The organism is Puerhibacterium sp. TATVAM-FAB25 (genome assembly GCF_046535855.1).
In the GTDB taxonomy this organism is placed as follows: domain Bacteria; phylum Actinomycetota; class Actinomycetes; order Actinomycetales; family Cellulomonadaceae; genus Puerhibacterium; species Puerhibacterium variabilis_A.
This window is the reverse complement of record NZ_JAXUAK010000001.1, coordinates 347,228-359,924: the sequence shown is the minus strand read 5'-3', so window position 1 is coordinate 359,924 and position 12,697 is coordinate 347,228. Positions and strand designations below refer to the sequence as shown.

General features: G+C 75.5%; 13 protein-coding genes and 1 pseudogene. 7 read left to right on the top strand and 7 right to left on the bottom strand.

Annotated elements, in window-relative coordinates; all coding sequences use genetic code 11:
• Positions 1–89 precede the first annotated feature (89 nt).
• Entirely contained in the window at positions 90–731 is a 642-nt protein-coding gene (locus U5M74_RS01700) for a hypothetical protein (RefSeq protein ID WP_410905536.1), read from the bottom strand.
• 129 nt (positions 732–860) lie between these two features.
• Here U5M74_RS01700 and U5M74_RS01695 point away from each other — a divergent pair, with 129 nt between their 5' ends.
• Positions 861–1,121 carry a GlsB/YeaQ/YmgE family stress response membrane protein gene (locus U5M74_RS01695; RefSeq protein ID WP_069982576.1) on the top strand — a complete coding sequence of 87 codons (261 nt, stop codon included), beginning with the start codon at positions 861–863 and terminating at the stop codon, positions 1,119–1,121.
• A 145-nt stretch (positions 1,122–1,266) separates the two neighbouring features.
• Here U5M74_RS01695 and U5M74_RS01690 read toward each other — a convergent pair whose 3' ends face one another.
• Together U5M74_RS01690 and U5M74_RS01685 are read right to left on the bottom strand one after the other, a co-directional pair.
• Positions 1,267–1,599, bottom strand: a complete 333-nt coding sequence (locus U5M74_RS01690) for an Hpt domain-containing protein (protein WP_410905534.1) — start codon at positions 1,597–1,599, stop codon at positions 1,267–1,269.
• Positions 1,596–1,982, bottom strand: coding sequence for a response regulator (locus tag U5M74_RS01685; RefSeq protein ID WP_410905533.1), 387 nt, complete (start codon positions 1,980–1,982; stop codon positions 1,596–1,598). The genes U5M74_RS01690 and U5M74_RS01685 overlap by 4 nt, the downstream gene beginning before the upstream one ends.
• A gap of 138 nt (positions 1,983–2,120) precedes the next feature.
• Between U5M74_RS01685 and U5M74_RS01680 the strand changes: the two genes are divergently transcribed.
• The 4 genes from U5M74_RS01680 (at position 2,121) to U5M74_RS01665 (ending at position 6,633) form a co-directional block, all read left to right on the top strand.
• Positions 2,121–5,054, top strand: a complete 2,934-nt coding sequence (locus tag U5M74_RS01680) for an ATP-binding protein (protein WP_410905531.1) — start codon at positions 2,121–2,123, stop codon at positions 5,052–5,054.
• Positions 5,054–5,560, top strand: a complete 507-nt coding sequence (locus U5M74_RS01675) for a pyruvoyl-dependent arginine decarboxylase (protein ID WP_410905530.1) — start codon at positions 5,054–5,056, stop codon at positions 5,558–5,560. Before U5M74_RS01680 ends, U5M74_RS01675 begins: the two co-directional genes overlap by 1 nt.
• Positions 5,550–6,092, top strand: coding sequence for a hypothetical protein (locus U5M74_RS01670; RefSeq protein WP_410905528.1), 543 nt, complete (start codon positions 5,550–5,552; stop codon positions 6,090–6,092). The genes U5M74_RS01675 and U5M74_RS01670 overlap by 11 nt, the downstream gene beginning before the upstream one ends.
• Positions 6,093–6,288: 196 nt before the next feature.
• A complete protein-coding gene (locus tag U5M74_RS01665) occupies positions 6,289–6,633 on the top strand; it encodes an Hpt domain-containing protein (protein WP_410905526.1) in 345 nt (114 codons plus the stop codon).
• Positions 6,634–6,705: 72 nt separating this feature from the next.
• Here the strand turns inward: U5M74_RS01665 and U5M74_RS01660 are convergent, their stop codons facing one another.
• Positions 6,706–7,452 carry a response regulator transcription factor gene (locus U5M74_RS01660; RefSeq protein WP_410905524.1) on the bottom strand — a complete coding sequence of 249 codons (747 nt, stop codon included), beginning with the start codon at positions 7,450–7,452 and terminating at the stop codon, positions 6,706–6,708.
• A gap of 74 nt (positions 7,453–7,526) precedes the next feature.
• Entirely contained in the window at positions 7,527–8,474 is a 948-nt protein-coding gene (locus U5M74_RS01655; protein ID WP_410905522.1) for a sigma-70 family RNA polymerase sigma factor, read from the bottom strand.
• 505 nt (positions 8,475–8,979) lie between these two features.
• On the opposite strand from U5M74_RS01655, the gene U5M74_RS01650 reads away from it, so the two are divergent.
• Positions 8,980–9,387 carry a YciI family protein gene (locus U5M74_RS01650; RefSeq protein WP_410905521.1) on the top strand — a complete coding sequence of 136 codons (408 nt, stop codon included), beginning with the start codon at positions 8,980–8,982 and terminating at the stop codon, positions 9,385–9,387.
• A gap of 7 nt (positions 9,388–9,394) precedes the next feature.
• Positions 9,395–10,540, top strand: coding sequence for an RNA polymerase sigma factor (locus U5M74_RS01645; RefSeq protein WP_410905519.1), 1,146 nt, complete (start codon positions 9,395–9,397; stop codon positions 10,538–10,540).
• A gap of 136 nt (positions 10,541–10,676) precedes the next feature.
• Here the strand turns inward: U5M74_RS01645 and U5M74_RS01640 are convergent.
• Positions 10,677–11,324, bottom strand: a pseudogene (locus U5M74_RS01640) (L-dopachrome tautomerase-related protein); the annotation flags it as partial.
• 158 nt (positions 11,325–11,482) lie between these two features.
• On the bottom strand, positions 11,483–12,637 hold the full coding sequence (locus tag U5M74_RS01635) for a glutathione-independent formaldehyde dehydrogenase (protein ID WP_410905517.1): 1,155 nt from the start codon (positions 12,635–12,637) through the stop codon (positions 11,483–11,485).
• Between the last annotated feature and the right edge of the window lie 60 nt (positions 12,638–12,697).

The window sequence follows — 12,697 nt, the reverse complement described above, 5'->3', positions numbered from 1 at the left end:
GGCAAGCTGCCCGAGCGCGCGCGGCGCCCGGCCCGTCGTCCCTGCGGTGCCCGTCGTCCCTGCCACGCCGGTCCTCCTCGGTCGGCCGGTCACGAGCCGGTCCACCGCCGGACGCGGGGCAAGAGTGCCCCCCGGGCCACGAGCACGCCCGCGACCACGGCACCCACCGTCCCGGCGGTGAGGTCGCTGACCGTGTCGGTGTAGCCCACCTGGATGCGGTCGTCGAGCACGGTGTTGCCGAACCACTCGCCGAGCTCCCACAGCGTCGCGAGCGCGACGCCGACGGCGCTCGTGACGACGCCGGCACCCAGCCGCGGCCGGTGCCTCCGGGTCGGGTCGGCGACGGCGGCGTCCGGCGGTGGCGCGACGCCCAGGCGGACGAGCGTGAGGTGCGCCAGGGCGGCGATCAGCCCGGTGGCGACGAGGTGGACGGCGAGGTCCAGCCAGCCCAGGGCGCGGTACCAGTCGAGCGCGGCGGCCCAGGCGGCGACGAGCGTGGTCGTCCCGAGGGCGAGGTCGAGCGTCCGTGGCGCCCCGAGCGCGCGGGCCAGCATGGTGCCGCCGAGGACGAGGAAGAGCACCGCGCCGACCACGGCACCGAACCCGGCCAGCCCGACCACGACGCTCGCCAGGGCGGCGACGCGAACCGCGTCCCCGGGCACCAGGACCGCGCGGCGCCGGGCGCGACGCGCGCGCAGCCGCCGCGCCGCCGGCGCGAGGGGGTAGGGCACCCGGAAAGTCTGCCGGAGGCGGCCGCCGCTCGCCCCGGGGAGCGCCGCGGCTGCGTCTCCGCAGGCGAGAGCGCGGCGGGTCTGCCAAGGTGGCAGGAGATCCATCAGCATCGAACTGGGAGGAAAGCAGTGATCGGGTTCATCGTCGCCGGCCTCGTCATCGGGGCCCTGGCACGCCTCATCAAGCCGGGCAAGCAGAACCTCGGGATCATCGCGACCCTGCTCCTGGGCCTCGTGGGCTCGGTCATCGGCGGGCTCGTCGCGAACCTGCTGGGCACCGGAGACATCTTCGAGCTCAACGTGGTCGGGTTCATCGTGGCCGTCATCGCCGCCGTGCTCCTGATCGGGGTGGCCGAGGGGCTCGCCGGCCGCCGGAAGGTCACGCACTGACGGCACCGACCGCGCTCACCGTGCCGCGGCGCCGCTGCGGCACCTGCGCACCGAAGGCCCTGACCGCGTCCGCGGTCAGGGCCTTCGTCGTCCACGCTGCCTGTCGCCCTCCCGCCCGGCGGCGCGTGAGGAGCCGGGAGCGGATCTAGGGCGTGCGGCCCGCGGCGGCGCGCAGCCCGTCCAGGGCGATGGTGACGGCGTCGTCGGGACCGTCGCGCAGGGCGGTCTCCAGGCGCCGCGCCGCGTCGCTGAGGTCGTGCTCGCCGAAGGTCCCCGCCGAGCCCGCCACGGCGTGGCACAGCTGCATCGCCTCGTCGCGCGCCGCGGGGTCGAGGAGGTGGCCGACGGCCGGGGCTCCCGCGGCCAGCAGCGCCAGCACCCGGTCGGTACGGTCGAGGTTGCGCCGGCGCGCCCGCGCGGCGAGCACGGCGAAGGCGTCGTCGAAGTGCGCGGCGTCGGCGTGCGCCGGGCCGCTCACGCGTCCCACCCGAGGACGTCGGCGAGCTGCTGCGGGAGCATGAGCGGGTCGAACGGCTTGGTGAAGACGGCGACCGCCCCCAGCCCGTCCAGCCGGGAGATGTCCTGCGCGCCCACCTTGGCGGTGAGGAAGACGACGGGCACGTCGCGCAGCGCCTCGACGGCACGCATGCGGCCGAGCACCGTCGGCCCGTCGAGCACCGGCATCATCACGTCGAGCAGGATCGCGTCCGGCTGGACGCGCCGTGCGAGCTCCATGCCCTCGGCACCGTCGCCCGCCGTGCTGACCTGGTGCCCCCCGACGGCCGAGAGCGCCAGCGCCGCGACCTCACGGATGGACGGGTCGTCGTCGATGACCACCACGTGCCGGCCCCCTGCACCCACGCGCACCCCCTGATCAGCCGCTCAGAACCCTCGAACGGTATCCCGGCGGCACCGACATCGCCGCCTCGCCGTGCCCGGACCACGCCGTGGCGGCGAGGTAACCGGCGCTCGGGGCCACCGTCTCCTACGCTCAGGCCCATGGGGGGAGCCGGACGCGCCGCTTCGCGCGCAGGAGGCAGCTTCGTGCGCTGGTGCTGGGTGGCCGGCGTCGCGCTCGTCCTGCTCGTCGCCGTGCTGGCCAGCCCGCTCGACGCCGCGACGCGGGCGGACGTCTCCCGGGCGGCGATCGCGGCCGCGGCCCTCGTCGGCACGGTGAGCTGCACGGTCGGCGCCCTCCGCTCGACGGGCCGACGGCGGCGGGCCTGGGGGACGCTCGCCCTGGCGGGGCTCGTGGGCCTGCTCGGCAACCTCTACGCCGGCCTGGTCGGCGACCCCTACACGGGTGACGCGGCGTACATCGCCGCCCTGACGCTCGCCGTGGTCGCCTTCGCCTTCTTCCCCACCGTGCGCCCGCGCGGCCCGGAGCTCGTCCGCATGCTGCTGGACAGCGTCGTCGTCGGCGGCTCCGTGCTGTACATCGCGATCTCGGGCGTGATCCCGCGCGCGGACCTGACCCAGGCGCTGCCGGACGTCGGTGCCTACGCCCTGCCGGTGGTCGACGCCCTGCTGGCGACGTTCGCCGTCCTCGTGATGACGCGCTCGAGCGAGGCGGAGCGGGTGCCGCTGGCGATCGTCGGCAGCGGGTTCCTGCTGTACGCCGTGGCCGACGTCGCGTTCGCGCTGCTGTCGGCGGGCGGCGGGTTCACGTTCGGCAGCCCCGTCGACGTCGGGTGGGTCGGCGGGTACGTCGCCGGGGCCCTCGCGGCCCAGCACCCCGCGGCGTTCGGCTATCACGTCGAGGGTCGACGCAGCGTCGGGTCCCCGGTGCTCGGCACGGTCGTGACCTTCTGCCTCTTCCTCGCCGCCGCGCTCGTGCGCGTCGGCGAGGGGTACCGGAGCGGCGTGCCGTGGGCGGCCAACGCCCTGTGGATCGTGGTGCTCGTCGCGGTCGTCCTGCGCCAGATCCTCGTGGTCGTGGACAACGAGTCGCTGCGCCAGAGCCTGGAGCGGCGCGTGGAGGAGCGCACCGCGCAGCTGCGCTCGCTCGCCAGCGAGCGCGAGCACACGCTGGAGTCCGTCGCGGACGGGATCTACGGCGTCGACGCCGCGGGCCGGGTCACCTTCGTCAACGCCGCCGGCGCGCGGCTCCTGGGCGCGCTGGCCGTCGACCTCGTGGGGCGCGACGCGCACGACACGTTCCACGCGCCGACCGAGGACGGCACCCCGTACCCGGTGGAGCACTGCTACATCACCGAGGCGGTGCGGGACGGGGTCACGGCCGCCGCGGAGCTGGACGTCTACCGGCGGCTCGACGGCCGCGAGGTGCCGGTCGAGGTCACGGCCAGCCCCCTGCGCGACGGCGACGTCGTCCGCGGCGCGGTCGTGGCCTTCCGCGACGTCACCGAGCGGCGCGCGGTGGAGCGCATGAAGGACGAGTTCGTCTCCGTGGTGAGCCACGAGCTGCGCACCCCGCTCACGTCGATCCGCGGAGCCCTCGGGCTCCTCGACAGCGGCGTGCTCGACGCCTCGCCCGAGCAGGCGGCGCGCATGGTGCACGTGGCGCTCACCAGCAGCGAGCGGCTCAGCCGGCTGGTCGACGACATCCTGGACATCGAGCGCATGGACGCGGGCAACTCGCGCCTGGAGCTGGGTGAGCACCGTGTCGAGGCGCTCGTCGCGGCGGCCGTCGAGCAGGTGTCGGTCCTCGCGGACGAGGCCGGGGTGACCATCCGACCCGCCGCCTCGGCGGAGGTCGTGCGCGCGGACGGCGAGCGCATCGTGCAGGCGCTGACCAACCTGCTGAGCAACGCCGTGAAGTTCTCCCCGCCCGGCGGCACCGTCCGTGTGGTGGCGGTGCCGGCCGGCGACCTCGTGGAGCTGCGCGTCGACGACGACGGACGCGGCATCCCGGTGGACAAGCTGGAGGCGGTGTTCCAGCGGTTCGAGCAGGTGGACGCCTCCGACGCGCGCGAGCGCGGCGGCACGGGGCTCGGGCTCGCCATCGCCCGGAGCATCGTGGAGCAGCACGGCGGCCGGATCTGGGCGGTCAGCGACGGCGAGGGCGCGGGATCGAGCTTCCGCCTCACCCTGCGCCGCGTGGCCCAGCACACCGTCCGCACCGTGCCGGCGGCGCCGTCGGACGGCGGTGCCGCGCCGACGCGGGTGGTGGTCGTCCACGACGACGCCGCCGTCGTCGCGGCGCTGCGCCCGGTGCTGCGGGAGCGGGGGTACGAGGCCATCGCCGCGACGGACGGTCCCGCGGCGCTCGCGACCCTGGAGCGGGAGCCCACCGCGGTGGTGGTGCTCGACCTCGCGACGCCGGACGCCGCCGCGCCGGCCCTCAGCCGGGTGCGGTACGCCGCCGTGGCCGCCCCGGTGCCGACGCTGATCGTGCCCGTGGGCCCCGCGGCCCTCGCCGGGACGGTCCGGGACGTCGTCCGGCTGCGGCCGCACCACCGCCGGGTGCTGCTCGCGGAGGACGACGACGCCGGCCGTCGCGCGCTGGCGGCGGACCTCGTCCGTGGCGGGCTGGTCGTCACGCAGGTGTCCTCGGTCGCCGAGGCCCGCGACGCGCTCGCCGGCGGCCTCGAGCCGGACCTCGTGGTCCTCGGCCACGCGTGCGACGACCCGGGCGGGCCCGCCCTCGTGGCGGACCTGCGAACCGACGGCCGCCTGCTGCAGGTGCCGCTGGTCGTCCACCTCGGCGCGGACGCCGCGCCGGCCAGCGCACCGGCCAGCGCACCGGCCAGCGCACCGGCCAGCGCACTGACCAGCACGGACGCTTCGGGTTTCGTGCCCGGACCCGGCGTGTGGCACCCGGGCGACGCGCCCGCAGGCCGTACTGTCTCCCTGGCTACGGGGCGTGGACCGCTGGATGCCGTCCTGCCCCGTGTGCTCGACCTCCTGGATGCCGCCGCCGGCCGTGCCGGTGACGGCGACGCCCTGCCCGACGACTCACTCCCGAGGACCTGATGACCGAGCCCTTGACCATCCGCGTGAGCACCGGCGTCGGCACCGGTCGGACGACGCTCTCCGCGTTCGACGCCGCCCTCGCCGCCGCCGGCGTGAACGACTACAACCTCATCCGCCTCAGCTCCGTCGTCCCGGCGGGCAGCCGGATCCTCGAGGTGGACGGCTCGGAGCAGCTGAAGGGGGAGCACGGCGACGCCCTCTACTGCGTCTACGCCGAGGCGCACGCCTCCCTGCCGGGCCACGAGGCCTGGGCCGGCGTCGCCTGGTCGCGCCGGATCGACGGCAGCGGCGCGGGCCTCTTCGTCGAGCACGAGGGGCCGTCCCACGAGCAGGTGGCCACCGACCTCACGCACAGCCTCGAGGACCTGTCGCTCACCCGCGGCGGGCTCTACGAGCCGGAGGGCCGGCGGATCACGGGGATCACGTGCGAGACGCTGCCCGTCTGCGCGCTCGTCGTCGCGACCTACCGTCGCGCGGGCTGGGAGGAGGCCGGCGATGGCCGCTGAGGTCACGTTCGAGACCGCGGTGTCGGGCGACGTCGCCGAGGGCTTCTGGAAGCTCTACCTCGAGGCGTTCGAGCCGCTGCGCACCCGCGCGGCGGCCCGGCACGTGCTGCACCGCGACGAGTTCGACGCGGAGATGGCCGACCCGCGCGTGCTCAAGCTCCTCGCCCGCGACGAGCACGGCGAGCCGGTCGGCCTCACGACCCTCGCCACGGACCTCGACGCGGTGCCCTGGGTCAGCCCCGAGTTCTTCGCGGCGCGCTACCCCGAGCACGCGGCGCGCAAGGCGATCTGGTACGTCGGGTTCACGCTCGCGCACCCGGGCCGGCGCGCCACGCGCACGTTCATGGACATGCTCGACGTCCTCATCGCCTACCTCGGCGAGCACCAGGTCGTGTGCGCCTACGACGTCTCCCGGTTCAACGACGACTCGCTGCGGTTCGCCGACAACCTGCGGCGCCGTGCCGAGATCACCCAGAACATCACCGCCGAGACGGTGGACCAGCAGACGTACTACGCCACCACGTTCCGCTGATCTCTCGGAGACGTCGCGGGCACAGGGCGCCGGGGCGGTCGCTCAAGAAGCCCAAGGCTTTTCTTGAGCATCCGGTGGTGACATTGGGGCGCGCCTTGAGCCGGCCGCAGCAGGATGGTTGACGACTCGCCGCACGGAAAGCAGACGTCATGACCACCTGGAACCGGGCACGGGTGTGCGCCGCCGAGGTCTCGCGATGACCGGCGCGGTCGACCCCGACGCGCTCTGTCGCCTCGCCGACGACGTCGGGCCGCAGGGCGCGCAGCAGTTCGCCGAGCGCTACCTGCGGGTGCTGGGCGAGCGGCTCGAGCGCCTGCGCCAGGCCGCGGCCGACGGCGACCGCCCCGGCGTCCGGGACGCTGCCCTGTCCCTGGCCAGCTCGAGCACGATGGTCGGCGCCGTGCCCCTGGCCGAGGAGGCGTACGCGGTGGTGCGCCGGCTGGCCGCCGACCCCTTCCAGCCGTTCGGCGCGCACGGCATCGTGCCGCTGGAGCGCCTGGCGCGGGAGACCGCTGCCGTCCTGGCCCAGATCCTGCACTGAGGACCCGGCGCCGTCGGCCCGCGGCCGTGCGCGGGCCGCGTCCCACGACGGCGCCCGGCCGGACGACGGTGCCTAACTCAGCTGGAAGCGGTAGCCGAGCCCGCGGACCGTGTGGATGAAGCGCGGGGCGCTGGGGCTGTCGCCGAGCTTGCGCCGGAGGTTGGCGAGGTGCACCTCGACGGTGCGCCGGTCGGCCTCGCTGACGACCGCGCCGTGGTTGTCGCCGTCGGGCCAGAGCACGGCCGCGAGGTCGCCCTTCGCCACGGCTCGGCCGCGGGCCGCGTACAGCCGGGCCAGGAGGTCGAACTCCGTGCGGGTGAGGTAGACGAGCTCGCCGTCGACCTGCACGGTGCGCCGGGCGGCGTCCAGCTCGATGCCACGGGCCGGTTCGGGCTCCGGCTCGGGCTCCAGGGGCGGCGCCGGCTGCGGGGTGCCGGCGGAGGACACGCGCCGCAGCAGGGCGTCGACGCGGGCGCGCAGCTCGCGCGGGCGGAACGGCTTGGTGACGTACTCGTCGGCGCCGGACTCCAGACCCATGAGCGTGTCCGGCTCGTCGCCGCGGGCGGTGACCATGATGACGAGGGTGTCGGAGAAGGTGCGCAGCCGCCGGACGACCTCGAACCCGTCGATGTCCGGCAGGGAGACGTCCACCGTCGTCACGACGGGGGAGACGGTCTTGGCCAGCGCCACGCCCTGGACCCCCGTGGCCGCCGTGTGGACGGTGAAGCCGGCCTGCTGCAGGGTCAGCTCGAGCAGCCCACGGACCTCCTCGTCGTCCTCGACGACAACGGCGGCCCCCCTGGCCCACGGCTCGTTCACGCCCCAGAACCTAGCAGCCGCTCACGACACGGCACGGCTGGTGTCCGGGAAGCGCCCTCCGGCGTGGCGGCCCGTCAGCGGGCGCCGGCCGGGACGAGGGCGCGGTGCACCCGCCGGGCGGTCCGCGCCGGACGACGCCGCGTGCCGCCCGGCGTCGTGGCAGCCGGACCGGGCGTCGCGCTGGGCGTCGCGGCGGTCGTCGGCGCGGGTGTCGCGGCGGCGACCGTCGCGGCGCTCCCCGCCGCGGCGAACGCGGGGAGGGGCCCGGCGGTCTCGTGCATCTCACGCACCACCGACGAGCAGGAGTCGCAGGACTCGAGGTGGTCGGCGACCTTGGCGGACTCACGCCGGCCGAGCGTCTGCCGCTCGTACGCCGCGAGGCGCTCCATGGCGGTGCGGCAGCCCTCGTCGGCGCCGTCGTGGTTCACGTGCGCCTGCAGCCAGGCGGTCCGCAGCCCCTCGCGCGCCCGGTAGGCCAGGGCGGCGGCCGCGTTGGCGCTGATGCCGAGGCGCGCCGCCAGCTCGCGCGCGGGCAGGCCTTCGACCTCGGTGTACCAGAGGGTCTGCTGCCACTCGGGGCGCAGGCTGCGGAACGCCGTCTGGACGATGGTCTGCTCGAGCATGGCGTCCTCGCGGGGGGTGCGCGCGTCCGCCTGCTCGGGCACCTCGTCGACGCTGTGCTGGGCGGGCTGCGCCTGGCCCCAGTCGGAGGCGACCCGGCGGATCACCGCGTACAGGTACGGGCGGAACTCGCCGACGGGCCCGTTCCCGCGGCGCACGGCCGCGAGGATCCGGGCGAACGCCTCCTGCACCACGTCCTCGGGGTTCAGCGTCTGCGAGATGCGGCGGGCCGCGCCCCGGCCCGCGGGGTGGTGACGGCGCCACAGCTCGGCGTACGCGCCGTCGTCGCCCGCCCGCAGGCGCGCCACCAGCTCGAGCTCGTCGTCGGCGTCCGGCCGCGGGACCGCCGGGGCGGGCACGCGCGGCGGGACGACGGGGGAGGAGGTCAGCAGCGAAGCCATGAGCAGCCTCTCGGTCGGTCCGTGGGTGGCTGCGACAAGACTTCGGTGCCGCCCTCAAGCCCTGGCCCAATCTGGGCGGCGGACCCTCAAGATGCGGCTTTGCACTCTTGAGACACCGCTGAGGCGCCGCCGGGACACCGTGGCCGCCGCCGGCCGAGCCGAGGGGCGGTCGCGGCGCGGGCGCGGTCCGACCCGCCTCCGCGTTGCGGCTCTGGGGGCACCGGGCTACGACGGCCCCATGGGATCCGGAGCCCTCGCCGGCCTGGCCGTCGCCGCCGCTGTGGCCGGGCCACCGCGACGCGGTGGCGACGCCGGCGTTCGTCGCCGGGCTCACCGGGGCGGTGGCGATGGTGGTGCTCGCGCGCCCGGGCGTGGCGTCGGCGCGCGCCGCGGCGTGAGCTCGGTCCTCGATCGCCGGCCGCCGGCGGTGTCGAGAACCCGCCGGCGGCTCCGTCCCCGGGTTGAGCGCGGCCCCGATGGGCCGTACCGCACCGAGGAGGACGCGATGACCAAGTACCTGCTGCTCAAGCACTACCGCGGCGCACCGGCACCGGTCAACGACGTGCCGATGGACCGGTGGACGCCCGAGGAGGTCGACGCGCACCTGCAGTACATGCGCGACTTCGCCGCCCGTCTGGAGGCCACCGGCGAGTATGTCGACGAGGGTGCCCTCTCACCCGAGGGCACCTTCGTCCGCTACGACGGCGAGGGCAGGCCGCCGGTCACGGACGGTCCCTTCGCCGAGACCAAGGACCTCATCGCCGGCTGGATGGTGATCGACGTCGACGGCTACGACCGCGCCCTGGAGCTGGCCGCCGAGCTGTCCGCGGCCCCGGGCGCCGGCGGGAAGCCGATCCACGAGTGGCTCGAGCTGCGACCGTTGCTCACCGTGCCCACCACCGTCACCGAGTGAGGCGGCGGTGGACGAGGTCCGGCTGCGGGCGGTCGTCCCCGCCGTGGTCGGCGTCCTCGTCCGCCGCGGCGCACCGTTCGCGGCGGCCGAGGACGCCGTCCAGGACGCCCTGGTCGAGGCGCTGCGGGCGTGGTCCCGCGAGGAGCCTCGCGACCCGCAGGCGTGGCTGGTGACGGTGGCGTGGCGCCGGTTCCTCGACGCCGTGCGCGCCGAGGACTCCCGACGCCGGCGCGAGGAGCTCGTCGACGCCGAGCCCCCGCCGGTCCCGGCCGGCTCGCACGACGACACGCTGCAGCTGTACTTCCTGTGCGCCCACCCGTCGCTCAGCACGACGTCGGCGGTCGCGCTGACCCTGCGCGCGGTCGGCGGCCTCACCACGCGCCAGATCGCGCAGGCGTACCTGGTGCCGGAGGCAACCATGGCGCAGCGCATCAGCCGCGCCAAGCGCACCGTCGCCGGCGTGCGGCTCGACCGGCCGGGCGACGTCGGCACGGTGCTGCGCGTGCTGTACCTCGTCTTCAACGAGGGCTACGGCGGCGACGTGGACCTCACCGCCGAGGCGATCCGACTGACGCGCCGGCTCGCGGCCCAGGTGGACGAGCCGGAGGTGGGCGGGCTCCTGGCGCTGATGCTGCTGCACCACGCCCGGTGCCCGGCGCGCACCCGTCCCGACGGCGGCCTGGTGCCGCTGGCGGAGCAGGACCGCCGGACGTGGGACACCGGGCTGATCAGCGAGGGCGTCGCCGTCCTGCAGGCCGCCCTCGCCCGCGACCGGCTGGGGGAGTTCCAGGCCCAGGCGGCGATCGCGGCGCTGCACGCCGACGCGCGGAGTGCCGAGGAGACCGACTGGGTGCAGATCGTCGAGTGGTACGACGAGCTGGTGCGGCTCACCGACAGCCCGGTGGCCCGCCTCAACCGCGCCGTGGCGGTGGGGGAGGCGGACGGCCCGCGGGCGGGGCTCGCGGCCCTGGCAGCGCTCGACCCGGCGCTGCCCCGCTACGCCGCGGTCGCCGCCCACCTGCACGAGCGCGACGGCGACCGCGCGGGCGCGGCACGGCTCTACGCCGCGGCGGCGCGGGCTGCCGCCAGCCTGCCCGAGCGCGAGCACCTGACGCGGCAGGCCGCCCGGCTCCGTGCGGAGCCGGCCGGCTGAACCTGCCGGGCGGCGTCGCCGCCCCGGTGCGTCGTCGGCCCGCGAGAGCGTCAGCCCCCGAGCCGCACCGGGCCGGCGTCGATCCGCGTGCGTCGTGCACCACGGTCTCCAACGCCCCGCCGGGCAGCCGGCGCAGCACCGCGTCCTGCTCGTAGGCGGTGAGGTAGAGCCGCCCGGCGTCGTCGGTCTCCAGACCGTCCGAAGCGGTGCCCTTGTCGCCCTCGTCGACGACGGTCGCCGCCACGGCGTCGTCGTCGAGGTCGCGGTCCACGAGGGCGTCCACGGACACGCTCCACAGCCGCCGGGAGGCGAGCGGGCAGTAGTACAGGCGGGCACCGTCGGCGGAGATCGCGATGCCGTCTGCGCCCATCGCCACCGGCTGCGCGTCGCCGTCGGGCTCCGGGGCCTGCGCGAACGGGCGGCCCGCCACCGCGGGCCGGAGCTCGTCCCAGCCCAGCGCCTTGGTCGAGGGGTGGTCGTGCAGCCGCCGCCACGCCTCCCCGGTGGCCAGGTCGACCACGATCAGCCCGTTGGGCCCGGAGTCGGAGGAGTCGGTGATGAACGCCGTCCCCGCCTCGCCGCGGCGCAGGTCGAACCGGACGTCGTTGAGGTAGGTGCTGGGCAGTGCGACGTCGGGGTCGAAGGTGATCACCTGGACCACCTCGTCGCGGAACAGGTCCACGCACACGAGCTTGGGCCCGCCCGGCTGCGTGGGCCGGAACGTCGGGCTGCCCGTGTCCAGCACCCAGAGCCGGTCCGCCGGGTCGACGACGACGCTCTGCACCGACACGAACGCGGTGCGGTCGTCGTCCCCGGCCGGGGCGTTCCACTCCTCGCTCGGGTACGGCACGGCCTGCCCGTCGCGCAGCTCGGTGACCGTGGCGGGCACCTCGTCGCCCCACAGGGGTTAGTTGACGAAGACGCGGCCGGACCGCGAGGCGGTCACGCCGCCCCCAGCTCGGCGGGCCGCAGCAGCACCTTGGTCCAGCCGTCCTCGCGCGCGTCGAACCGCTGGTAGCCGTCGGCGGCATCGTCCAGCGGCAGCTCGTGCGACACGATGAACGACGGCCGGGCGCGCCCGGCGATGATCAGGTCGCGCAGCTGGCGGTTGTAGCGCATCACCGGGGCCTGCCCCGTGCCGAGGTGCTGGCCCTTGGAGAACAGGGTGCCGAACTGGAAGGGGATCCGGCCCTGCTGCGCCTGCTCGGTCACCGCGCCCGGGTCCTGCGGCATGTACACGCCGACGACGCCGATGCCGCCGGTGCTGCGGACGGTCTCCACCAGGTTGTCGAGCACGAGCTCGGGGTGCTCCTCGCCGGAGGGGTCGTGGGCCTGGTAGCCGACGGCCTCGACGCCGCAGTCGGTGCCGCGCCCCTGCGTGTGCTCCATGATCTGCTCGACCGCGCTGCCCGCCGAGACGTCGATGCCGGTGGCGCCGATCGACTCCGCCAGCCGCAGCCGGTCGGGCTCCTTGTCCGCCACGAACACCCGCGCGGCGCCCATGATCAGAGCGCTGTGCGCGGCCATGAGGCCGACGGGTCCCGCGCCGAAGACGGCGACGTCGTCGCCGGGGGAGACGCCGGCCATCGCTGCGCCGTGCCAGCCGGTGGGGAAGATGTCGCTGAGCATCGTGAAGTCGTTCTCGTGCTCGGTGCCCTCCGGCAGCTCGAGCAGGTTGACGTCGGCGAAGGGCACCCGCAGGTACTCCGCCTGGCCGCCGTCGTACGGGCCCATGCTGGCGTAGCCGTACGCGGCGCCGTCCATGCCCTCGGTGGGGTTGGTGCGCGTGCAGTACGACGTCCAGCCGTGCAGGCAGTTGCGGCAGGTCCCGCAGGCGATGTTGAACGGGACGCTGACCCGGTCGCCGACCTTGACGCGGCTGACGGCCGGGCCGACCTCCTCGACGACGCCCATGTTCTCGTGACCGAGGACCTTGCCCTCCTCGACGTTCGTGCGCCCCTCGTACATGTGCAGGTCGGAGCCGCAGATGTTCGTGGTGGTGATGCGGACGATCGCGTCGGTCGGCTCCTGGACCCCGGGGTCCGGGACCTCGGTGACCTCGACCTGGTTGGGCCCGCGGTAGACGACGGCACGCATGCGCCTGCTCCCTCGATCGGTTCCTGGGTTCCCGATCGAGCATCGGTGGGCCGGCAGCGG